The organism is Micromonospora sp. NPDC005413, assembly GCF_040606435.1.
Taxonomy (GTDB): Bacteria; Actinomycetota; Actinomycetes; order Mycobacteriales; family Micromonosporaceae; genus Micromonospora.
The window spans coordinates 54,781-77,431 of the sequence record NZ_JBEXEV010000007.1 but is presented as its reverse complement, the minus strand read 5'-3'; the positions used below and the strand labels follow the sequence as shown (position 1 = coordinate 77,431).

19 protein-coding genes, 2 pseudogenes and 1 riboswitch are annotated in these 22,651 nt (G+C 71.8%); of the genes and pseudogenes, 15 read left to right on the top strand and 6 right to left on the bottom strand.

Annotated features, from left to right (window positions below):
- The first annotated feature begins 1 nt into the window (after position 1).
- Positions 2–889 (top strand): carbohydrate ABC transporter permease, encoded by an 888-nt coding sequence (locus ABZS37_RS11495; protein WP_355167934.1) that lies wholly within the window; start codon positions 2–4, stop codon positions 887–889.
- Positions 890–933: 44 nt separating this feature from the next.
- Here the strand turns inward: ABZS37_RS11495 and ABZS37_RS11490 are convergent, their stop codons facing one another.
- The gene (locus ABZS37_RS11490; RefSeq protein WP_355167932.1) at positions 934–1,518 is read right to left on the bottom strand and encodes a GNAT family N-acetyltransferase; all 585 of its coding nucleotides are present in this window, start codon (positions 1,516–1,518) and stop codon (positions 934–936) included.
- A gap of 35 nt (positions 1,519–1,553) precedes the next feature.
- On the opposite strand from ABZS37_RS11490, the gene ABZS37_RS11485 reads away from it, so the two are divergent.
- Positions 1,554–2,828: a glycosyltransferase 87 family protein gene (locus ABZS37_RS11485; RefSeq protein WP_355167930.1), complete on the top strand. Its 1,275-nt coding sequence runs from the start codon at positions 1,554–1,556 to the stop codon at positions 2,826–2,828.
- Here ABZS37_RS11485 and ABZS37_RS11480 read toward each other — a convergent pair.
- On the bottom strand, positions 2,727–3,278 hold the full coding sequence (locus tag ABZS37_RS11480; protein WP_355167928.1) for a GNAT family N-acetyltransferase: 552 nt from the start codon (positions 3,276–3,278) through the stop codon (positions 2,727–2,729). The two genes, ABZS37_RS11485 and ABZS37_RS11480, sit on opposite strands and share 102 nt — an antisense overlap.
- A 79-nt stretch (positions 3,279–3,357) precedes the next feature.
- Between ABZS37_RS11480 and ABZS37_RS11475 the strand changes: the two genes are divergently transcribed.
- The 5 genes from ABZS37_RS11475 to ABZS37_RS11455 all read left to right on the top strand — a co-directional run bounded on the left by ABZS37_RS11475 (position 3,358) and on the right by ABZS37_RS11455 (position 9,140).
- Positions 3,358–4,587 (top strand): crosslink repair DNA glycosylase YcaQ family protein, encoded by a 1,230-nt coding sequence (locus ABZS37_RS11475; protein ID WP_355167926.1) that lies wholly within the window; start codon positions 3,358–3,360, stop codon positions 4,585–4,587.
- 64 nt (positions 4,588–4,651) lie between these two features.
- Positions 4,652–5,173 (top strand): DUF2752 domain-containing protein, encoded by a 522-nt coding sequence (locus ABZS37_RS11470; protein ID WP_355168120.1) that lies wholly within the window; start codon positions 4,652–4,654, stop codon positions 5,171–5,173.
- 511 nt (positions 5,174–5,684) lie between these two features.
- Entirely contained in the window at positions 5,685–6,425 is a 741-nt protein-coding gene (gene thyX, locus ABZS37_RS11465) for an FAD-dependent thymidylate synthase (protein WP_355168118.1), read from the top strand.
- Positions 6,426–6,472: 47 nt separating this feature from the next.
- Entirely contained in the window at positions 6,473–7,399 is a 927-nt protein-coding gene (dapA, locus tag ABZS37_RS11460) for a 4-hydroxy-tetrahydrodipicolinate synthase (RefSeq protein WP_355167924.1), read from the top strand.
- A gap of 52 nt (positions 7,400–7,451) precedes the next feature.
- Positions 7,452–9,140, top strand: a complete 1,689-nt coding sequence (locus ABZS37_RS11455) for a ribonuclease J (protein WP_354993227.1) — start codon at positions 7,452–7,454, stop codon at positions 9,138–9,140.
- A gap of 64 nt (positions 9,141–9,204) precedes the next feature.
- Here the strand turns inward: ABZS37_RS11455 and ABZS37_RS11450 are convergent, their stop codons facing one another.
- Both ABZS37_RS11450 and ABZS37_RS11445 read right to left on the bottom strand, forming a co-directional pair.
- On the bottom strand, positions 9,205–10,791 hold the full coding sequence (locus tag ABZS37_RS11450) for a YbjN domain-containing protein (protein WP_355168116.1): 1,587 nt from the start codon (positions 10,789–10,791) through the stop codon (positions 9,205–9,207).
- A 95-nt stretch (positions 10,792–10,886) separates the two neighbouring features.
- Complete coding sequence (locus ABZS37_RS11445) at positions 10,887–11,366, bottom strand: YbjN domain-containing protein (protein ID WP_355167922.1); 480 nt, start codon at positions 11,364–11,366, stop codon at positions 10,887–10,889.
- Positions 11,367–11,479: 113 nt separating this feature from the next.
- Here ABZS37_RS11445 and ABZS37_RS11440 point away from each other — a divergent pair.
- A pseudogene (locus ABZS37_RS11440) lies at positions 11,480–12,961 on the top strand (DNA translocase FtsK 4TM domain-containing protein); the annotation flags it as partial.
- Positions 12,947–15,424, top strand: a complete 2,478-nt coding sequence (locus ABZS37_RS11435) for an FtsK/SpoIIIE domain-containing protein (protein WP_355168114.1) — start codon at positions 12,947–12,949, stop codon at positions 15,422–15,424. The pseudogene ABZS37_RS11440 and the gene ABZS37_RS11435, both read left to right, overlap by 15 nt.
- Positions 15,425–15,493: 69 nt before the next feature.
- On the opposite strand, the gene ABZS37_RS11430 is transcribed toward ABZS37_RS11435, so the two are convergent.
- Positions 15,494–15,739 carry a hypothetical protein gene (locus ABZS37_RS11430; protein WP_354993230.1) on the bottom strand — a complete coding sequence of 82 codons (246 nt, stop codon included), beginning with the start codon at positions 15,737–15,739 and terminating at the stop codon, positions 15,494–15,496.
- Between the two features lie 79 nt (positions 15,740–15,818).
- Complete coding sequence (locus tag ABZS37_RS11425) at positions 15,819–16,133, bottom strand: SMR family transporter (protein WP_355167920.1); 315 nt, start codon at positions 16,131–16,133, stop codon at positions 15,819–15,821.
- A 62-nt stretch (positions 16,134–16,195) separates the two neighbouring features.
- A riboswitch (guanidine-III (ykkC-III) riboswitch) is annotated at positions 16,196–16,269 on the bottom strand.
- Between the two features lie 125 nt (positions 16,270–16,394).
- On the opposite strand from ABZS37_RS11425, the gene ABZS37_RS11420 reads away from it, so the two are divergent.
- The 6 genes and pseudogenes from ABZS37_RS11420 (at position 16,395) to ABZS37_RS11395 (ending at position 22,493) form a co-directional block, all read left to right on the top strand.
- On the top strand, positions 16,395–17,324 hold the full coding sequence (locus ABZS37_RS11420; RefSeq protein WP_355168112.1) for an ornithine cyclodeaminase family protein: 930 nt from the start codon (positions 16,395–16,397) through the stop codon (positions 17,322–17,324).
- A 100-nt stretch (positions 17,325–17,424) separates the two neighbouring features.
- Positions 17,425–18,933 (top strand): 30S ribosomal protein S12 methylthiotransferase RimO, encoded by a 1,509-nt coding sequence (gene rimO, locus ABZS37_RS11415; protein ID WP_355167917.1) that lies wholly within the window; start codon positions 17,425–17,427, stop codon positions 18,931–18,933.
- A gap of 83 nt (positions 18,934–19,016) precedes the next feature.
- Positions 19,017–19,607, top strand: a complete 591-nt coding sequence (gene pgsA / locus ABZS37_RS11410; RefSeq protein WP_355167915.1) for a CDP-diacylglycerol--glycerol-3-phosphate 3-phosphatidyltransferase — start codon at positions 19,017–19,019, stop codon at positions 19,605–19,607.
- 243 nt (positions 19,608–19,850) lie between these two features.
- On the top strand, positions 19,851–21,050 hold the full coding sequence (locus ABZS37_RS11405; protein ID WP_355168110.1) for an IS110 family transposase: 1,200 nt from the start codon (positions 19,851–19,853) through the stop codon (positions 21,048–21,050).
- 153 nt (positions 21,051–21,203) lie between these two features.
- Positions 21,204–21,725: pseudogene (locus tag ABZS37_RS11400) on the top strand (CinA family protein); the annotation flags it as partial.
- A gap of 327 nt (positions 21,726–22,052) precedes the next feature.
- Positions 22,053–22,493: a helix-turn-helix transcriptional regulator gene (locus ABZS37_RS11395; protein ID WP_355167913.1), complete on the top strand. Its 441-nt coding sequence runs from the start codon at positions 22,053–22,055 to the stop codon at positions 22,491–22,493.
- Positions 22,494–22,651: the final 158 nt, after the last annotated feature.

The following is a 22,651-nucleotide window of genomic DNA, read 5'->3' as shown; positions in this document are numbered from 1 at the left end:
GATGGCCGTGCTCACCGACCGCCCGGCGGCGGCGCCCGCGCGGCGTCAGCACCGCGCGGCCCGCACCCTGGCCACCCGCTTTTTGGGGTACGCCACGCTGGTCTTCTTCGGGCTGGTGTTCCTCTACCCGTTCGTCATCCAGATCGGCAACGCGCTCAAGACCGAGCCCGACGCGGCGGCGAACCCGCTGTCACCGTTCCCGGACCCGCTCACCCTGGCCGGCTTCGAACGGATCTTCGCCGGCACCAACTTCCCGCTCTGGTTGGGCAACTCGCTGCTGGTGACGGTGCTGGTCACCATCGGCCGGGTGTTCTTCGACTCGCTCGCCGGGTACGCGTTGGCCCGGCTGCGGTTCCGGGGGCGCGGCGGGCTGTTCGCCGCCGTTATCGCGGTGATGGCGGTGCCCGGGGTGGTGCTGCTGATCCCGAAGTTCCTGGTGCTCAACCAGCTCGGCATCTACAACAGCTACGCCGGTCTGGTGGTGCCGCTGCTGGCCGACGCGGCAGGCGTGTTCATCATGAAGCAGTTCTTCGAGTCGATTCCGTTGAGTGTCGAGGAGGCCGCCCGGATCGACGGGGCGAGCATCTTCCGCACCTTCTGGTCGGTGGTGCTGCCGATGGCGAAACCGGCGCTGATCACCCTCACCATCCTGTCGTTCCAAAGTTCCTGGAACGAGTTCCCGCACAGCCTCGTGGCGGTGCAGAACCCGGACCTGTTCACCCTGCCACGCGGGCTGGCCGACCTGGTCAGCGGCTCGCTCGGCAAGGGCACCCAGTACCCGCTCAAGCTCGGCGCCGCGCTGCTGGCCACCATCCCCGTGGCGATCATCTTCGTGGTGTTCCAGCGGTACTTCGTCCGCGACGCCAACGACGGCTCGGACAAGGGCTGACCGGCCGGTGTGGCGGCCCCGGCCCGGGGCCCCACACCGTCAGGTCAGTCGTCGGCTGGCACCTTCTCGGGCGGGACGCCCACGTGCAGGCGCACCTGGGGCACCAGCATGTCGTCGACGTCCAGCGCGCGGGCCGCGCCGTCGGGCTCCCAACCGGTGCTGGTGAGAAACTTCCGGGTCGCCTCGTCGCCCTCGAACGCCCAGGCCACCGCCCGGCTCAGGCCGTCTTCCCGCCACAGGTCGACGGCGGCGGCGAGCAGCCGACTGCCGTGCCCGCGCCGACCCCAGCGGGGCTCGACCAGCAGGTCGGTCACGGCGGCCACGTCCGGGCCGAGCGCGTCGGCCGGCTCGCCCGGAGCGAGGGCCTCGACGTCGGCCGGGCCGGAGGCGGCGAACCCCACCAGATACGATTGCTCGGCCTGTTCGACGGCGACCAGCACCCGGTGCGCGCCCGAGGGCGGCTCCAGCACCGCGGCGCTCCACCGCCGGGCGAGGAACGCCTCGTCCAGGTTGTCGAGCACGTGCCGAGGCAGGATCCGGCGGTACGCGACCCGCCAGGTCGCGAGCTGGATGCGTGCGATCTCGCCGGCGTCCTCGGGACGCGCCGGGCGGACGTACCCGAGAGCCATGGGACGGAAGCCTACGCAAGGCGAGGGAGGCGACGGTGGCGCAGGGTGCCAACAGGACGGCCGCGCAGGTCGTCGGGGTGGTGGTGCTCGCCGCGGCGGTCACCGCGTTCCTCGCCGTCGCGGCGGTGCGGCACGGCTTCTTCGACCTGAAGGTCTACTACGGCGCGTTGACGTGGTGGGTGCACGACGGCGGGGAGATCTACGACTACCTCAAGCCGGGCACCCAGTACGGCTTCACTTACCCGCCGTTCGCCGCGCTGGTCATGCTGCCGATGGCGTACCTGCCATGGTCGGCCGCGATCGTGGTGAGCGTGCTCGCCAGCGTGGTCACCACCGCCGTGCTGATCTGGTGGCTGGTCGACCCGATCGCCCGCCGCGCCGGTTGGACCCGGTGGTTCGCCCTCGCCGTGGCACTCTGCCTGGCCGCCGCGTTCGAGCCGATGCGGGAGACAGTCAACTTCGGCCAGGTCAACACGCTGCTGCTCTTCCTGGTGGCGGTGGATCTGCTGCGGCTGCTGCCGGCCGGCAACCGGTGGGCCGGGGTGGGCATCGGGCTGGCCACCGCGATCAAGCTGACCCCGGGCGTCTTCATCGTCTACCTGCTCGTCACCGGGCGATGGCGGGCGGCGCTCACCGCGAGCGGCACGGCGGCCGGGGTGTCGCTGTTGGCTGGCGCGCTCTTCCCGGACGCCTCCCGGGAATTCTGGACCGAGGCGTTGTGGAACACCGGTCGGGTGGGCGAGCTGGCGTTCGTCTCCAACCAGTCGCTGCGCGGGGTGGTCGCCCGGCTCGACCCGGAGCACCCCAGCACCCTGCTCTGGCTGCTGTTGGTGCTCGGCACCCTGGCGCTCTGGGCCTGGCGGTCGCGGGCCGCCGTCGCGGCCGGCGACGAGGCGACCGGCCTGGCGCTGACCGGCGCGGTGATGTGCCTGGTCAGCCCGGTCACCTGGGTGCACCACCTGGTCTGGCTGCTGCCCGCGCTGATCCTCCTGGTCGACAACGCGATGGCCGGGCCGGCCGGCCGCCGTCGGTGGGTCCTGCTGGTCGCCGCGACCATCGGGTACGCGCTGCTGATCAGCCGGACCGTCTGGTTCTGGGAGAAGGACTTCACCGGCGTCGACGGCTTCCTGGGCAGCAACGCCTACGTCTGGATCAGTCTGGCGCTGCTGGCCTTCCTGCCGGTGCGCCGGTGGCTGACCCCGGTCGGGTCAGTCGTCGAGGCGTCCGGCGTACCGCAGCTCGACCAGCCCGACCGGCGGGCCTCCGCCGGCGAGCGGCACCTGATAGGTCGACTGCTCACCGTCCGCTGACAGCCCGGCCCGCTCGTAGAACCGGCGGGCCCGGAGGTTGTCCACCAGCACCCACAGCCGGTAGCCGGTCCAGCCCCGCTCGGCGAGCCCGGCTCGCGCGGCGGCCAGCAGCGCGGCGCCGGTCCCGTCGCCCCAGCGGGCCGGCTCCACGTAGAGCGCCAGCACCTCGCCGACCGTCGGGTCCAGGTCGTCCCGGTCCTGGTTGCGGCGGTACGGCCCGAAGGTGGTGAAGCCGACCACCAGCCCGTCCACCTCCCCGAGCAGGGTGGTGAAGGGATGCTCCGGGTCGGCGGTGCCGACGTCACGCCGGCGTTGCGCCCAGGCCAGCACGTTGAGCCGCCCGAGCACCTCGTCCGGCATGAAGCCGGCGTAGCCCGCCTGCCAGCCGTGCACGTGCACCCGGGCGACCGCCTCGGCGTCGTCCGGCTCCTCCCGACGGATGGTCAGCATTGCACCGTTCTATGCCCCGTTGGCCCTCGCGTCCAGCTTCCCGCACCGGCGTCGTACCCATGAATTAAGGTCGCCGACGATGACCGCACCGGAATCACTCTCGCTCGCCCAGGCCCGGCGGGTGGCGCTCGCCGCCCAGGGCTTCGCCGACCCGGCGCCGGCCGGGGTGCCCACCCGTCGGCATCTACGCCGGGTGCTCGACCGGGTCGGGTTGATCCAGATGGACTCGGTCAACGTGCTGCAACGCGCGCACTACCTGCCTCTGTACAGCCGGCTCGGGCCCTACCCGACCACGCTGCTCGACCAGGCCGCCTACCGCCGTCCGCGTGAGCTGTTCGAATACTGGGGCCACGAGGCGTCGCTGATCCCGGTCGAGCTGCACCCGACGCTGCGCTGGCGGATGGCCCGGGCGCACAGCGAGTCCTGGGGCGGTATGCGGCGGATCGCCCAGGAGCAGCCGGAGCTGGTCGCCTGGGTCCGCGACGAGGTGGCCGCCCGGGGTCCGCTGACCGCTGCCGAGATCGAGGATGACGCGCCCCGGGAGACCGGCAACTGGGGATGGAACTGGTCGGCGGTCAAACGGGCGTTGGAGTTCCTGTTCTGGGCCGGGGAGGTGGTCGCCGCGGAGCGCAGCACCTCCTTCGCCCGCCGCTACGACCTGCCCGAGCGGGTGCTGCCCGCGGCGGTGCTGGCCGCGCCCACCCCGGCCGACGCCGAGGCGTACCGCACGCTGGTGGCCCTTGCCGCGCGGTCGCTCGGGGTGGCCGCCGAGCCGGAGCTGCGCGACTACTTCCGGCTGCCGCTGGCCGGTGCCCGGCAGGCCGTCGCGGAGCTGGCCGAGGCCGGTGAGCTGGTGCCGGTCACCGTGGCGGGCTGGCGCCAGCCGGCGTGGCTCCACGCGTCCGCCCGGCTGCCCCGTTGGGTTCGGGGCAACACGCTGGTCAGCCCCTTCGACCCGCTGATCTGGGAACGGGCTCGCACCGAGCGGCTGTTCGGCTTCAGCTACCGGATCGAGATCTACGTCCCGGCGCCACAGCGGGTCTACGGCTACTACGTGTTGCCCTTCCTTCAGGGCGACCGGTTCACCGCCCGGGTCGACCTGAAGGCCGACCGCAAGGCCGGGGTGCTGCTGGTGCCGGCCGCGTGGGTCGAGCCCGGCGTCGACCCGGGGGAGACCGCGGTGGCGCTCGCCGCCGAGCTGTACCGGCTCGCCGGCTGGCTCGGGCTGAGCGCGGTGGCGCCGCCCGCGGCCGGCGACCTGGCCGGTCCGCTCACGGCCGCGTTGGCCGGCGTGTCCGGTGTACCGTGAGCGTGTGACGAGCGCTCCCGGACCGGTCGACCAGCCGCAGCCCGCTCCCGGGGCGGTCCAGACGGTGCCAGCCGATGGGGCCGATACCGGCCCGGCCGGCTGGCCGACGAGCCCGCCGGGCGGCTACCCAGCGCCCGAGCCGGACCGGCTCACCCGGTTCGTGCTGCGGCTGTACGACCGTTCGCCGCGCTGGGCGGTGCCGCTGGCCGCGGTCGGCTGCGTCGCCCTCGGCATGGGCTACGCGCTGCTCAGCAACCCGACGTACGCCGACCCGGACGCCGCGCCCACCTGTCTGCTCAAGTTGACCACCGGGCTGGACTGCCCGGGCTGCGGCGGCACCCGCGCACTCTGGTACGTGCTGCACGGTGACCTGCCGGCCGCCGCCCGGCATCACTTCCTGTTCGTCTTCGCGCTGCCGTTCATCGCGTACCTCTTCGTGGCCTGGGCGGGAAACCAGGCGTTCGGCTGGCGACTGCCCGAGCTGCGGATCAGCTCGAAGGTCATCGTCGGCTTCATGGCCGCCTGGCTCGCCTTCTCGGTGCTGCGCAATCTGCCCTGGGCGCCCTTCGCCTCGCTCTACGTCTGACCGCCCCGCCCGAGGCGGCGGTCCGCCGGTTCGTGGGTCCGCCGGTCGGCCGGCATGTGTTGTCTGGGTCCCTTTGGAGCTGAATCGTTTACGACATCGTGCTCTTCCTCGGCCTTCACAACTGACGAGCAGGCCCGGGCCGGCTGGGGCCGCTGGGCCGCTCGGGCCGCTGGGCCGCTCGGGCCGCTGGGCCGCTCGGGCCGCTGGGCCGCTTGGGCGGCTTGGGTCGCTCGGTCGCTTGGGCCGTTGGGTCGCTTGGGCCGTTGGGTCGCTCGGGCCGCTTGGGCCATTGGGCCGCTCGTCTGCCGCCGGGGACGGCTGATATCGCAGACGATTCAGCTCCAAAGGACGCGGCCGGAACTGTCCGCCCCGGCCACGACGCGGGTTATCCCCTCGGCCCACGCCCCGGGGCATCGTCGGCTTCGATGCCGCCGGAGTGATCGACATTGCACGGGGCGCGCCCGAGTTGGGTGCGGGACCACCGACCACTACAGTCCCAGGAATGCCGGAGATGGTGCAGCCCCAGGTCAAGTTGATCGCGTGGACCCAGTTCGCGGCCCCGGACGACGTGCCGTGGTCGACCGACGCCGAGGGTGGCCAGGCGCTCGCCGAGTTCGCCGGCCGGGCCTGCTACCAGTCGTGGAAGAAGCCGAACCCGGCGACCGCCACCAACGCCGGCTACCTGGCGCACATCCTCGACGTCGGGCACCTCTCGGTGCTGGAGCACGGCTCGGTGACCTTCTACTTCACCGGGGTGTCCCGCTCCTTCACCCACGAGCTGATCCGGCACCGGCACTTCTCGTACTCACAGCTGTCCCAGCGCTACGTCCCGGAGCGGGACGCGGCCATGGTCGAGCCGGCGGTCATCGCCGACGACCCGGAGCTGCACAAGAAGTTCACCGAGGCCGCAGAGGCGAGCGTTCGGGTGTACACCGAGTTGCTGGAGGGCCTGGAGCAGCGCTTCTCCGACGAGCCGAACCCGACGCTGCGCCGTAAGCAGGCTCGGCAGGCGGCCCGCGCGGTGCTGCCCAACGCCACCGAGACGCGGATCGTGGTCACCGGCAACTACCGGGCCTGGCGGCACTTCATCGCGATGCGGGCCACCGAGCAGGCTGATGTGGAGATCCGTGAGCTGGCCGTGGAGTGCCTGCGCCAGCTGCAGGGGGCGGCCCCGAACGTATTCGCCGACTTCGTGATCTCCACGCTGCCGGACGGCACTGAGGTGGCGGCCAGCCCGCACGAGGCGTCCTGAGCCCTTCCCCGGCGGGCCCCGGCTGGTCGTCCGCTAGGTTGGAGGGTATGACGCACGACCACCTCGACGCCGCCGCACCACCGGTGTCCCGCCCCTTCGGGCGGCTTCTCACCGCCATGGTGAGCCCGTTCACTCCCGACGGCTCGCTCGACCTCGACGGCGTCGCCCAACTGGCGAGCCACCTGGTCGACGAGCAGGGCAACGACGCGCTGGTGGTCAACGGCACCACCGGCGAGTCGCCGACCACGACCGACGCGGAGAAGGAACGCCTGATCCGGACCGTGGTGGAGGCCGTCGGTGACCGTGCCAAGGTGGTCGCGGGGGTCGGCACCAACGACACCCGGCACACCATCGAGCTGGCCGCGGCGGCCGAGAAGGCGGGCGCGCACGGGCTGCTGGTGGTCACCCCGTACTACAACAAGCCGCCGCAGAGCGGCCTGCTGCGGCACTTCACCGCGGTGGCCGACGCCACCGGCCTGCCGGTGATGTTGTACGACATCCCGCACCGCTCCGGCGTGCCGATCGACACCGAGACGCTGGTCCGGCTCGCGGAGCACGGCCGGATCGTCGCGGTCAAGGACGCCAAGGGCGACCTGACCGCCACCAGCTGGGTGACCAGCCGGACCGCCCTCGCCTTCTACAGCGGCGAGGACGCACTCACCCTGCCGGCGCTGGCCGTCGGCAGCGTGGGCCTGGTCGGCACCTCGACGCACTTCACCGGGGCGCTGACCGTACAGATGATCGAGGCGTACGACGCGGGGGACATGCCGACCGCGTTGGCGCTGCACCGGCGGCTGCTGCCGCTGTTCACCGGCGTCTTCCGTACCCAGGGCACCATTCTGGTAAAGGCGGGCCTGGCGGCGCTGGGCCTGCCTGCCGGCCCGGTGCGACCCCCGCTGGTGGACGCCACCGATGACGAGATCGCCCAGCTGCGCGCGGACTTCGCGGCAGCGGGCCTGGAGCTGCCCGAATGATCGAACGACACGATGGACGCCGAGTGACGGCGTCGCAGAATGAGGTGGACGCGTGACCGAGGCGCACATCGAGGCGGAACTACCCCCGCCGCTGCCGGAAGGTGGCCTGCGGATCATCCCGCTCGGCGGGCTCGGCGCCATTGGTCGGAACATGACCGTCTTCGAGTTCGACGGCAAGTTGCTGATCGTCGACTGCGGTGTCCTGTTCCCCGACGTCGAGCAGCCGGGTGTGGACCTGATCCTGCCCGACTTCGGCCCGATCCTGGACCGGCTGGCCGACGTCCAGGCGATCGTGCTGACGCACGGCCATGAGGACCACATCGGCGCGGTGCCCTACCTGCTCGCCCACAAGCCCGACATTCCGCTCGTCGGCTCACAGTTCACCCTCGCCCTGGTCGAGGCGAAGTTGGCGGAGCGGCGTATCCAGCCGTACACGCTGACCGTGCGGGAGGGCGGCCGCGAGCGGCTCGGCCCGTTCGAGTGTGAGTTCTTCGCGGTCAACCACTCGATCCCGGACGCCCTCGCGGTGGCCATCCGGACCCCCGCCGGCCTGGTGCTGCACACCGGCGACTTCAAGATGGACCAGCTCCCGCTGGACGGCCGGATCACGGACCTGGCCGGCTTCGCCCGGCTCGGTGCCGAGGGCGTCGACCTGTTGCTGTCCGACTCCACCAACGCGGAGATCCCCGGCTTCGTCACCCCGGAACGGGAGATCGGGCCGGTGCTCGACTCGATCTTCGCGAAGGCCAAGGGCCGGATCATCGTGGCCTCGTTCGCCTCGCACGTGCACCGCGTGCAGCAGGTCTTCGACTCCGCCGCGGAGCACGACCGCAAGGTCGCGCTGATCGGCCGGTCCATGGTCCGCAACATGGGCATCGCCCGGGACCTCGGCCTGCTCAACATCCCTGCCGGCCTGGTCATCGGGATCGACGAGGCGACCACGCTGCCTCCGGACCAGATCGTGCTGATGTCCACCGGGTCCCAGGGTGAGCCGATGAGCGCGCTGGGCCGGATGGCCAGTGGCGACCACCGGCACATCACCATCGCTCCCGGGGACACCGTCGTGCTGGCCTCCTCGCTGGTTCCCGGCAACGAGACCTCGGTCTACCGGGTGATCAACCGGCTCGCCCGGGCCGGCGCGGTGGTCGTGCACAAGGACGTGGCGAAGGTGCACGTCTCCGGGCACGCCCCCGCCGGGGAGCTGCTCTACCTGCTCAATGTCGTCCGGCCCAGCAACCTGATGCCCGTGCACGGCGAGTGGCGCCACCTGCGCGCCCACGCCCGGCTCGGCATCGAATCCGGGGTCGCCGCCGACCGGGTGGTGATCTGCGAGGACGGCGACGTGGTCGACCTGGTCGAGGGCCGCGCCAGCCTGGTCGGGCATGTGAAGAGCCGGTACGTCTACGTGGACGGCCTCGCCGTCGGTGACGTCAGCGAGTCGCTGCTCACCGAACGGCGGATCCTCGGTGACGGCGGCTTCATCGCCACCACCGTGGTCGTCGACTCGGTCACCGGCAAGGTGGTCGCCGGCCCGACGCTGTCCGCGAAGGGCTTCTCCGAGGACCCGGAGGCGTTCAACCCGGTGGTCCCGCTGGTCACCGAGGCGCTCAACCGGGCCGCCGCGGACGGCATCACCGACCCGCACCAGCTCCAGCAGATCGTCCGGCGCACCGTGGGGCGGTGGGTCAACGACAAGTACCGCCGCCGACCGATGATCGTGCCCACCGTCGTCGAGGTCTGAGCAACTCCCGCTGACGCCGGTCCACCCGAACGGGGTGGGCCGGCGTCGCCGTGTCCCGGGGGCGTCAGGGCAGCGCGGCGACCGCCTCGGCGTACGCGACGCCGGTGGAGATGGCGGCGTCCACCAGCACCATGAGCTGCGCCGGAGCCACCCCGTGCGCCAGGTCCGTGGCCACGTCGCCGGCCAGCACCAACTCCTCGCCGAGGTCATGCGCGTACGCCTTGGGCAGCAGCCGGTCGTGGTTCCACGCGTTGCAGAAGGCGTACGCCTCGGCGCGGCGGGCCGCCGGCAGCCGGCGGGCGGCCATGGCGCGCGCGTGCAGCACCTCGCCGCGTTCACCGGCCCGCCGGAACTGGATCACCGCGCCACCCCAGCGGCCGACCACCTTGTCGTCCTCGTCCACCTGGTACCGGTCGCCGCGCTGGTCCAGAACACCGGTGATCATTTCGACGGTCAGCGCCGCCAGCTCCCGCTCGTCCAACCCGGTCCCCTCGTCGGACCGGTCGGTGTCGGGCTCGTCGTGCCTGTCGGGTCCGTCGGGCTCGTCGTCGGTGGGCAGCGGGACCGGTGCCGCGAGCGGGCGCTCGGCGAGCCAGGCCGCCATCCGTCCCGAGTGGTGGCCGGTGCCGTTGCGGGCGTCGAAGCTGCCGGCCAGCTCACTGGCCACGCCGAGCAGCAGCGCGCCGAGCGCGGCCACGTCCAGCTCGGTGGCTGGCCGCTCGCCGTACGCCGGGCGTGGCATCGCCCGCCCGCCCAGTCCGGCCTCCACGGCCAACCCGCAGACCAGCGCGCCGGCGGCGGCGAACTCCATGGCGGCGAGGTCGTCGGTCGGGCGGTCCAACCGGGGCAGCTGCTCGGCCAGGATGGTCAGGCCGCGTTCCAGGTGCCCGCCCAGCGCACAGAACCGCAGGTGCGCGGCGAGATGCGGGAACGCGGCGCGTTCGCGCCGGTGCCGGCGGTACGCCCGCACGTGTGCCGCCGCGGCCCGTTCCGGCTCGCCGGCCCGGAGGGCGGGCAGCAGACCGGCGACCAGATCCCGTTCGGGCTGGTCGGTACAGGCCTCCGGGTCGTCGTCGGACTCCCGTAGCTCGCTGAGCGCGGCTCGCCACTCGCCCCAACCGGCAAGTAGCTCCGAGCGCCGGGCCGGGGCGCAGCCCGGGCAGCCGCCGGCCGGGCCGGGTCGCTTGCCGGACCACTGCTCGTACCAGTGTCGGGCGGTGGGCTCGTCGCCGAGGTGGTCGGCGATCCGGCAGTGCAGCTCCGCGACGGTCGGTGTGTCCGGGCCGTCTCCGCCGACCCGATGGGCCAGGTCGTGCAGCAGGGACCGGGTCTGGTCCAGCCCGACCCGGGGGGTGCCGAGCAGCGCCTCCACCGCGTACCGCTGGTAGCGCAGCAGCATCGTGGCCTCGGCGTCGGTGAGCAGCTCGGGCCGATGGTCGGCGGCGGCTCGGCAGCGTCGGACCGGCTCGACCAGGCGCCACCGCTCCCCGTGCAGCAGGTACGCCTCGATCAGCGCGAACCGTGCGTCCACCCCGGACCGGACGTCCCCGGCGGCGTCGGCGCGTTCGGCGAGCCGTTCCAGCGCCACCTGCCGGGCCGGTCCGTCGGGCAGGTCCCGCGCGTCGGCGAGAGCGGCCTCCAGCGCCGGCACGCGTTCCCCGCCGACCCGGCCAACGGGACCGGCGTACGGCGTGCCGTGGTGGCCCGCCCGGTCACCGCGGCGGTCCGTGAACTCGTCCCGGCCGGTCACGCTGGCACCGCGCCGGGCAGCCGACGGACGGCCACGGCGAGCTGGCAGCCGGTGGAGATGCCACAGTCGAGCAGTTGGTCGAGCTGGTGCGGGGTCACCCCGCGTTCCAGATCGGTGATCACCTCGCCGTAGACCCGGGCCCGACCGTCGTCGTCGACGTGCACGAACGCCTTGGGCCAGAGCCGGTCGTGGTTCCACGAGTTGCAGAACGCGTACAGGGCGGGCACCTGCTCGATGCCAAAGGTGGGCGCGACCATGGTGCGAACCTGGAGCAGCTCGCCGTCCCCGCCGACGCGGAGGAACCAGATCATGTTGTCGTCGAAGCGGCCCACCAGCTCGCCGTCCACTGTCAGGCCGACGGACCGGCCGCGGGCGGCGAGCACCGCGGCGACCAGTTCGCCGGTCAGTGGACGCAGTGCACCAGGGTGCCCGGCCAGCGGATCGGCCGGATCGCCCTCGATTTCCGGCGACGCCATGGGGCATCCCTTCTGAGGCGGATATCACGACCGGCGGCGGGGTTCGTGTTGCGACGCGCGGACACGACCCGGAAAAGCGGGGATCTGCCCGGCCCCACCGTTACCGTGACTCTATGGCGGGCCGTACCTCTCAGGCGAGTCGGCGGCGCGGCGCGTCGCCGCGCGGTGGAACCAACAGTCGTGCCCGTCAACCGGCGAAGAAGACCCGGGCCCCGGTGCGGCGTCGCACCGGGGCCGCCCGGCCCGGCCCGGCGGTCTACGTGGGCCGCGCGGTCGGTGCACTGTGGATGGGCGTGGCGCACGGGATGGGCTGGGCGGTGCGGGCCGCCGGTCGGCAGGCCGCCTCGGCCCGTGACCTCGACCCGGAGCACCGCCGTGACGGGGCCGGGCTGCTGCTGTTCGGGCTCGCCCTGCTCAGCGCCGTGGCGCTCTGGCTCTCCGGAGCGGGCCCGGTGGGCGCGCGACTGGCCGACACGATCCGGCTGTTCCTGGGCGCCATCTCGGTGGTCGTGCCGGTGCTGCTGATGATCGGCGCGTGGCGGCTGATGCGTCAGCCGGCGGATTCGGCGCACCGGGGCCGCGGGTTGATCGGCTGGGGCTCGCTGCTCGTGTCGACCGCCGCGCTGCTCCAGATCGGTCAGGACCCGGCCGACCCGCTGCAACGTGATTTCGCGGGTGGTCTGGTCGGCGCGGGCATCGGCGGTCTGCTGGAGCGGGCGGTCACCGCCTGGGTGGCGGTGCCGCTGCTGATCCTGCTGCTGCTCTTCGGTCTGCTCGTGGTGACCGCGACGCCGATCAACAAGATTCCCGAGCGGCTGGGCCTGCTCGCCGGCGGGCTGGTCGCCTCACCGGACACGGCCGAGGAAGCGGACGAGCGGGCCGCCAAGCCCGCGCGTAAACGGCCGGCGAAGCGGATGCCTCCGCCACTCGACCCGGACGATTTCGAGGACCTGGACGGCGCGGACCTCCAGGAGACCATGGTGCTGCCGCGCAAGACGCCGTCGAAGGTGCCGGCGAGCCGCAAGCCGCCGGTCGATCCGCCGGAGCACTCGCCCGCGCCGACCCGGGCCGAGCAGCTCGCGTTGACCGGCCTGGCCGGCGACTACACCCTGCCGCCGGCCAACATGCTCAGCGCCGGTGCCGCCGCGAAGACCCGCAGCAAGGCCAACGACGAGGTGATCGCCGCGCTGACGGGCGTGTTCGACCAGTTCGACGTGGACGCCGCGGTCACCGGCTTCACCCGCGGCCCGACCGTCACCCGGTACGAGGTGGAGCTGGGGCACGGGGTCAAGGTCGAACGGATCACCCAGCTGTCCCGCAACATCGCGTACGCGGTCAAGTCACCGGACGTACGGATCCTCAGCCCGATCCCGGGCAAGAGCGCGGTCGGCGTGGAGATCCCCAACACCGACCCGGAGAACGTCGCGCTCGGCGACGTGCTGCGGTCACGGGCGGCGACCAGCGACCACCACCCGATGGTGGTGGCACTCGGTAAGGACATCGAGGGCGGCTTCGTGGTGGCCAACCTCGCGAAGATGCCGCACATTCTTATTGCAGGGGCCACCGGAGCGGGAAAGGCACTGGCCCTAGACACCCCAATCCCTACGCCCGAGGGGTGGTCCACCATGGGCGACCTCCAGGTTGGCGGGAAGGTCTTCGACGAGCACGGTCGTATGTGCACCATCGTCGCTGCCACCCCGGTGATGTATGACCGCCCCTGTTACGAAGTCGAGTTCTCCGACGGCACGGTGATCGTCGCTGACGCCCAGCACCAATGGCGGACGACGACGAGGGCTGGCCGGACCCAGCGAACCCATCATTGGAGGGACGGGTCTTACTGGTCGGCAGATGATGTGCGGTGGGTGGCTGCACTGTCAGACAAGGCTCTGGCGGAGTCTGATCGCCCGGTGTCGACAGACGAGGTCGTCGCCGACGCCGGCCCGCAGTTCCGGAACGTGCTGTATAAGGTCGTGCGTAGGCTGCCCAAGCAGCCAGGAGATGTACTGAGCAGCTATGTGCGGGGTGGACGCGAGGTGACCCGCAGGGTTCCCGCCTATTCCCGTCACCGCGTCTATGAGGCGTTGCGTGAGCTCGTCGCAGATCCCGGGCGGTCAGGTCGGAGGCGTAGCTTCGACGACCGTCCAGTGACCACCGCAGAAATCGCAGCTTCGCTGCGGGTAGTCGGGCGTGGCGGATCCTGGGCCAATCACGCAGTGGCGGTGTGTGGACCCCTCGATTTCCCGGAGCAGGATCTACCGATCGCTCCGTACACCCTGGGCTGTTGGCTGGGCGACGGCACGACCGGCTCGGCGGCCTTCACGTGCGACGAGGAGGAGTTGCTGGACAACATTCGCCTAGATGGGTATGTCGTGACGAAGCATTCGTCCAGCCGAATGCATTACACGATTTCAAACAGGCCGGAGCGGGATGGGCGAATCGCCGATGCTGTGGATCTGTTTGCGCAGGGCGTGAGCCTCGCTCGGGCCGCTCGGCAGGTCGGGGTCGGCCTCTCCGCTGTGTGTCTGGCGGCTCGCGGTCGGGCCAGGGTTCAGCGGCCGGGTCGTCGAGAGTCAGTGGCTCCTCCCCGTGAGCAGTACCGGACGCTGCGGCATCTGTTCCGCGAAATCGGCACGAAGCATATTCCTGCCAATTATCTGCACTCCTCGGAGCAGCAGCGGCGGGCGCTGTTGGCTGGTTTGCTGGATACGGACGGAACAGTTTCTCGTAAGGGCGGAGTCGAGCTTGGGCTCACCAACGAACGCCTGGCACAGGACGCTCTAGAGCTGATCATCGGGCTCGGTTACCAGGCGACAATGACGACCAAGCGGGTGAATGGTCGGAGTGAGGCATCGTCGAATTTCTACCGAATCCACTTCACCCCGACCGACAAGGTCTTCCGGCTCACGCGCAAGGCGAGCCGCCAGGTGGTCAGCGGACGTGCCACAACCTCCCGGCGCTACATCGTGGATGTGCGACCGGTCCCCTCGGCGCCCGTCCGATGCATCGAGGTCGACAGCCCGAGCCACCTGTATCTGGCCAGCCGCGCATGCATCCCCACCCACAACTCGAGCTGCCTGAACACCCTGCTGGTCTCCGTCCTGACCCGGGCCACCCCGGATGAGGTGCGCCTGCTGCTGATCGACCCGAAGCGGGTCGAGATGACCGGCTACGAGGGCATCCCGCACCTGGTCACCCCCATCGTGACCAACGCCAAGAAGGCGGCCGACTCGCTGGACTGGGTCGTCCGCGAGATGGACATGCGCTACGACGACCTCGCGGCCAACGGGGTCCGGCACATCGACGACTTCAACCGCAAGGTCCGCAACGGCGAGATCAAGGCTCCGCCGGGCAGCGAACGGGAGATGCGCCCGTACCCGTACCTGCTGGTGATCGTGGATGAGCTGGCCGACCTGATGATGGTCGCGCCGCGCGACGTGGAGGACTCGGTCGTCCGGATCACCCAGTTGGCCCGGGCCGCCGGCATCCACCTGGTGCTGGCCACCCAGCGCCCCTCGGTCGACGTGGTGACCGGTCTGATCAAGGCCAATGTGCCGTCCCGGCTCGCGTTCGCCACCTCGTCCCTCGCGGACTCGCGGGTCATCCTCGACCAGCCGGGCGCGGAGAAGCTGCTCGGCCGTGGTGACGGGCTGTTCCTGCCGATGGGCGCGTCCAAGCCGGTACGGATCCAGGGCGCCTGGGTCACCGAGCGGGAAATCGCCGACGTGGTGAAGTTCTGCAAGGACCAGCGCGAGCCGGAGTTCCGCAAGGACGTGCTCGCCCCCGCGCAGGAGACCAAGAAGAAGGTCGACGAGGACATCGGCGACGACCTCGACCTGTTGGTGCAGGCGGTGGAGCTGGTGGTCACCTCGCAGTTCGGCTCGACCTCGATGCTCCAGCGCAAGCTGCGGGTCGGTTTCGCGAAGGCTGGTCGACTCATGGACCTGATGGAGACCCGTGGTGTGGTCGGGCCGTCCGAGGGGTCGAAGGCGCGCGACGTGCTGGTCAAGCCGGACGAGCTGGAGGATGTCCTCGGCGGCCTACGCGGTGAGGTGGACTGACCGGCCGACCCGCCCTGGGAAACGCGACGGGCCCGCCGGACTACCGGCGGGCCCGAGACGGAGCAGCGGTCAGTTGTTGATCAGCGCGGAGATGATCACGAGGCTGATGATCGCGGCGACGACGCTGGCCGCCGCGGCGTACCAGCCGAGCGGCTTGTCGCCGAGCACGGCGCCGACGATGCCCGCGATCACGCCGAGCACGCCGAAGATGATCGGGTTGAGCAGCAGGGCGAGGACCGCGAAGACGAAGCCCACGATGGTGAGGATCCGGGCGGCGTTGCTGCGGGGACGGGCGGTGCTCGGCATGTCGGCCATGTCTTCCTCCGTGTGAGAGCCTGTCGTGACAAATCGATCACTACCCACTGTGGGCGCTGGCCACGCGTGCCGCAGCAGGTCAGTGGAAGATCTTCAGGCCGACCACGCCGGCCACCACCAGGAGCAGGCACAGGATCCGGGGCAGGCTCGCCGACTCACCCAGCGCCAGCATCCCGATCAGGGCGGTGCCGACCGCGCCGATGCCGACCCAGACCACATACCCGGTGCCGACCGGGATCTCGCGCAGCGCGTACGCCAGCCCGCCCATGCTCAGGACCAGGGTCACCAAGAACACCACTGTCGGGACCAACCGGCTGAAGCCGGCGCTGCGGTCCAGGGCGATCGCCCAGGCCGTCTCCAGTAGTCCCGAGATCACCAGTACCAGCCAGGCCATCATTCACCTCAGAGGGAGTGCCCGGGGCTGCCGCGCCCGGGACGAGTGGATTCTGCACATCGCGCGGGGCGTCTTGGCCTGACCGGGTACGCCCACCACTCGTCCGGGGTGACCACGGGCGAACTCGGGCCACCGGCACCGACGCTAGCACCGGGCCCGGTCGGCGGCGGTGTGGTCGACCGGGCCGGCCCGCCGCCGGGGTGGTGACTCCCGCCACGGCCCGTTGACCTCTACCTCACTTCAACTTGCAGTATGGCAATCATGACCCTGCTCTACGCCGATCCCGAGGTCGCCGCGGCGCTGGACGCCGCCACCACGGTCGACGCCATGCGCGCCGCCCTTCTGGCGGCGTACGAGGGACGCCTGATCGCCCCGCCCCGGACCGCCGCCCCGCTGAGCGGTGGGCGGATGGTGCTCACCGCCGGGCACCTGGTCGGCGAGTGGTACGGCTTTCGCTCGTACGACACCTTCGGCCACCCGCAGGGCGAGCAACTGGTCGTGCTGCACGACGCTCGTACCGGGGCGATCCGGGCGGTCGCGGTCGGCGAGGAGTTGGGCTCCCGTCGTACCGGAGGGTTGGGCGGCCTCGCGGTCGACGCGCTGGCCCGACCGGACGCGGCGACCCTCGGCGTGATCGGCTCCGGCCGGCAGGCGTGGACCCAGGTCTGGGCCGCCGCCGCGGTCCGCCCGTTGCGGGAGGTGCTGGTGCACAGCCGCTCCGCTGCTCGGCGAGACGCCTTCGCCGCCCGGGTCCGGGCCGAGCTGGGCGTGCCGGCCCGCGCGGTGGCCGAGCCGGGCTCGGCCGTGGCGGGGCGGGACATCGTGGTGCTCGCGACCACCAGCCCGACCCCGGTGCTCTGCGCCGCCGACCTCAGCCCCGGCACGCACGTCAACGCGGTCGGCTTCAAGCAGCGCGACCGCAGCGAGTTCGGCAGCGACCTGCTGGACACTGCCGATCTGCTGGTCACCGACTCGCCAGCCCAGGCGGCGGACTACCAGCCGCCCATGCTCGCGGCCACACCCCCGTACGCCGGACGGCTGCGTGACCTGGGTGGCATCCTGGCCGGGGCGGTCCCCGGCCGGACCACCACGGACCAGGTTTCCGTTTTCTGCTCCACCGGCCTGGCCGGCACCGAGGTCTTCCTCCTCGACGCGCTGACCCGGGTTGCCGCCGCCACGGCGGCGCGCTGACCGGCTGCGGGCGGGGCTGAGCGACGTGGCCCGCGGCGTTGCGCCCGTCATGCCCGCGGCACGCGTGCGTGGGCTTCCCCGGCTGGCCCGGTACCCTCGGATGGTGTCTGCCACCTCTCCTTCTCCCTCTGACAACGCCGAGGGCCGCCGTGTCGCCCTGCTCACCCTGGGCTGTGCCCGCAACGAGGTCGACTCGGAGGAGCTGGCCGCCCGGCTGCACGCCGACGGTTGGCAGGTGACCACCGACGGCGAGGGCGCCGACGTGGTGGTCGTCAACACCTGCGGTTTCGTGGAGAAGGCCAAGCAGGACTCCATCCAGACCCTGCTCGCCGCCGCCGAGACGGGCGCCAAGGTGGTCGCCGCCGGCTGCATGGCCGAGCGGTACGGCCGGCAGTTGGCCGACAGCCTGCCCGAGGCCCAGGCGGTGCTGAGCTTCGACGACTACCCGGACATCGCCGCCCGACTGAACGCGGTCGTCGCCGGCGAGCAGGTCACCGCGCACACCCCCCGGGACCGGCGTGAGCTGCTGCCGCTGACCCCGGTGAAGCGGCGTGACAGCGCGGTGTCGCTGCCCGGGCACGGCACCGTGGCGCGCGCCTCGGTCGACACCGACGAGCACACCCCGGCGCACCTGCGCCAGGTGCTGCGCCGCCGGCTGGACACCGGCCCCGTCGCCTCGTTGAAGCTGGCCAGCGGTTGCGACCGCCGCTGCGCGTTCTGTGCCATCCCCGCCTTCCGTGGGGCGTTCGTCTCGCGTACGCCGGACGAGCTGCTCGCCGAGGCGGAGTGGCTGGCCAAGACCGGCGTACGGGAGCTGGTGCTGGTCAGTGAGAACTCCACCTCGTACGGCAAGGACCTGGGCGACCCCCGTGCCTTGGAGAAGTTGCTGCCGCAGCTCGCCGCGGTGACCGGGATCGTCCGCGTACGGGCGAGCTACCTTCAGCCGGCCGAGACCCGGCCGGGGCTGGTCGAGGCGATTGCCAACACGCCGGGCGTGGCCCCGTACTTCGACCTGTCGTTCCAGCACTCCAGCGAGCCGGTGCTGCGCCGGATGCGGCGTTTCGGCTCGACCGACCGGTTCCTGGAGCTGCTGGCGAGTGCCCGTGCGCTGGCCCCGGACGCGGGTGCCCGGAGCAACTTCATCGTCGGCTTCCCCGGTGAGACCCGCGCCGACATCGACGAGCTGGTTCGGTTCCTGACCGAAGCCCGGCTCGACGCGATCGGCATGTTCGACTACAGCGACGAGGACGGCACCGAGGCCGCCGGCCTGCCCGGCAAGGTCTCCGCCGCGACGATCAAGCGGCGCTACGACCGGCTCAGCGCCCTCGCCGACGAGCTCTGCTCGCAGCGGGCCGAGGACCGGCTCGGTTCGACCATCGAGGTGTTGGTCGACTCGATCGCCGACGGCATGGTGGAGGGCCGGGCGGCGCACCAGGCGCCGGAGGTGGACGGCTCCACCACCCTGGTCGCCCCGGCCGAGGGCGGGGTCGACCTGGCCGCACTGCGCCCGGGTGACCTGGTACGCGCAACGGTGACCGGCACCGAAGGGGTGGACCTGCTCGCTGTGCCGGATGAGATGATCTCGGCGGCGCCCGGCGCGGCACGGTGACGGCGGGCCCGAGCGGAGCGGGGGAGCCCGGTGGTGCGGTGCCGGGAACGCCAACGCCACGGCTGCCCGAGCGGAGTGAGGCGATGACCGGGACGACGGAGTCGACGCCGGGTCGGGTGGTTGCCGTGGTGCCTGTCCTCAACGCGGCCAACGCGCTGACCGCGCTCCGGCTGGCGCTGGTGCCGGTCTTCGCCGCCTCGGTGATCATGTCCGGGATGACCCACTCCGGCTGGCGGATGGTGGCTTGCCTGATCTTCGCGGTGGCCTCGGCGACCGACCTGGTGGACGGCTGGATCGCCCGCCGGTTCGGGCTGGTCACCTCGGTCGGCAAGGTGGCCGACCCGATCGCCGACAAGGCGCTCACCGGCGCGGCTCTGGTGCTGCTCTCCTGGTACGACCAACTGCCCTGGTGGGTGACCGCGCTGATTCTCGTCCGCGAGCTGGGCATCACCGGGCTGCGGTTCTGGGTGATCCGGCACGGCGTGATCGCCGCCAGCCGAGGCGGCAAGGTCAAGACTGCGCTCCAGATCCTGGCCATCACCTGGTATCTCTGGCCGATGCCGGCCGCCCTCGCCGCCGTCGGCCCCTGGATCATGGCCGCCGCCGTCCTGGTCACGATCGCCACCGGCTTCGACTACATAGCCCAAGCCCTCCGCCTCCGCCGCCCCCGCTAACCCCGTTACCTTTTTGATCGTCCCCAGCCGGGGACCCTCGGTCGCCCGGCCCGGTATGACTTCCTGCCCCTGTCGTTCGGATGATCCGGGGGGTGTTGTCGCCGGGTCGGGTGGCGTCGGCGGACCGCTGATAGGGACACGGCCACCCGTGTTGGGGTAGGTCTCTTCGTAACGTGGCTGCCGGCAGTCCGACGCCTGGACCAGCGGCCGAGGCCACGGGATCGATGCGTGGAGGCGGGTGCGGTGCACGACGGATACGGCGTCTACCTCGGCTTGGACGTCGGCAAAGAGGGTCACCACGCGGTCGGGTTGGCCCCGGACGGCAAGCGTCTGCATGACGCGGCGTTGCCGAACATCGAGGTCCGGCTGCGGCAGTTGTTCGACAAGCTCGCCCGCCACGGCCGAATTTTGGTGGTGGTCGACCAGCCGGCCTCGATCGGTGCCTTGCCGGTCGCGGTGGCTCGCGCGTGCGGTCATCAGGTGGTCTACCTGCCCGGCCTGGCCATGCGCCGCATCGCTGACCTGCACCCCGGTGCGGCGAAGACCGACGCCCGCGACGCCTATGTCATCGCCGACGCGGCCCGCACCCTGCCGCACACGTTGCGCAGGGTTGACGTCGGTGACGAAGCCCTGGCGGAGCTGGAGGTGCTGGTCGGGTTCGATGACGATCTCGCTGGCGAAGCCACCCGGGTGTCCAACCGGATCCGTGGCTTGCTCACGCAGATCCATCCTGCTCTGGAACGGGTCCTCGGCCCGAAGGTCGGTCACAGGGCTGTTCTGGAGCTGCTGTCGCGCTGCGGCGGCCCTGTCGGGCTGCGCAAGGCCGGACGCCGCAAGCTCCTCTCGATCGCCGCCGTCCAGGCGCCCCGCATGGGCGAACGCCTTGTCGAGCAGATCATGACCGCGCTCGACGAGCAGACCGTCACCGTCCCCGGCACCCAGGCCGGGGAGACGATCCTGCCTCGCCTGGCTGACAGCCTCCGAGACATCCTGCGACAACGTGACCAGGTCGCCGGCGAGGTCCAGAGGATCCTTGATGCGCACCCTCTTGCCTCGGTCCTGACCTCGATGCCCGGCATCGGCGTCAGGACCGCCGCTCGGATCCTGCTCGAAGTCGGCGACGGCACCGCCTTCCCCACCCCCGGCCACCTGGCTGCCTACGCTGGCCTCGCCCCGGTGACCCGACGATCCGGCAGCAGCATCCGCGGCGAGCACCCACCACGCGGCGGCAACAAGAACCTCAAACGAGCCTTCTTCCTCGCCGCGTTCGCCGCCCTCGCCGACCCCACCAGCAGGGCCTACTACGACCGCAAACGCGCCGAAGGCAAACGCCACAACGCCGCCCTCATCTGCCTCGCCCGACGGCGCTGCGACGTCCTGTTCGCCATGCTCCGCGACAAGATCCCCTACCAACCCCGCCCAGCCACGCCGATCACCGCTTGACGAAACCCATAGGGACACCCCCCGGGGCCCCCGGCTCTCCCCGCTGATCATGAAGTTGTTGTCAGTTGGAGCGGCGTGTCGCGCCGCTAACCTCATGATCGACGCGGTCGGGTCGGGAGGGTTGGGGGTCGGTGCGTGGGGAAGGACGGGTTGATGCAGCGGGATGCGGAATCTGGGCAGCCGGCGGGTGGTGAGTCTCCCGGCAGCGCGGCGGCGGGTGTGGTGCACAGGTTGGCGCAGCGACACGAGACCCTGGCCACGGTCGAATCGCTCACCGGCGGGCTGCTGGCCGCATCGATCGTGGAGATAGCCGGGGTCAGCGAGATCTACCGGGGCGGCCTCGTGGTCTACGCCACCGAGCTGAAGGGCACCCTGGCCGGCGTACCCGCCGACCTGCTGCACGAGCGGGGGCCGGTGGACCCGGACGTGGCAGCGGCACTGGCCGAGGGCGGCCGTCAGCGCTGCGGCGCGGACTGGGGGGTGGCCACCACCGGCGTCGCCGGCCCTGAGCCGCAGGACGGCAAGCCCGTCGGCCTGGTCTACGTCGCGGTCGCCGGGCCGAACGGCGGCGAGGTCCGCCAGCTCGACCTGGGCGGCGGGCGGGACCACGTCCGCGCGGCGGCGGTGGTCGAGGCGCTGCGGCTGCTCGCCGAGCGGATCCACGCGGCCGACGCCACCGAAGCCGACCCCACGGAAGCCGACCCCACGGAAGCCGACCCCACGGAAGCCGACGCCGCCAACGCCAACGCCACCGACCCCACCGACGCCGACGGCACAGACGCCGAGTCCACGAGCGCAGGCGGAGCCGCCCGGGGCGGGGCGGGGACTGTCGCCGCCGCGCTCCGGTGAGCCCTCCCCGACGAACCGACGGGCGGGGCGGGATGTCGCCCGGGCCCGCAACGGGTACGGTTGCGGGAAGGCTCCGGCGTTCGGGGTCGGCGCGGTCCGCCGCGACCCGGCTGCCCAGTGCCGGGCGCGAGGTATCCCTCAGGGGGAGGTGCGATGGTCCTGCTACGCCGGGTGATCGGTGACGCACTGCGGGCGCGCCGGCAGGGGCAGCAGCGCACGCTGCGTGAGGTGTCCACCGCCGCCAACGTCAGCCTTGGCTACCTCTCCGAGATCGAGCGGGGGCACAAGGAGCCGTCCAGCGAGCTGCTCGCCGCGATCTGTGACGCCCTCGGCGCCCGTCTGTCCGAGCTGCTGCGTGAGGTGAGCGACACCGTGGCGCTCGCCGAGCAGATGCCCGGGGTGCTCGTCCCGATGCAGGACGAGACGGCCGACGCCGCAGCCATGCACAAGAGCACCAACCGGGGTGTCCGCCAGGTCACCTCCGATGGCAAGGTCGCCGTTTCGGTCCGCCAGGATTCGCCGCTCAAGGCCACGCTGCGCCGGACCCGCGTCCGCCCGACCGAGCGCGACCGGGACGTGGTCTGCGCCGCCTGAGCCCGTCCTTCCGGTTGACCATGGGCGGGCTGGCGCTGGCCGGATAGGGTTGGCCCCGCAGGAGCTGCCGGTTCTGTCGACCGCTCGGTACGGATGCCGCGCTGGCGTTCGGCTGGGACGATGGAGGCCGGCCGGTCGTGGTCGGTGGGTTCATCCGG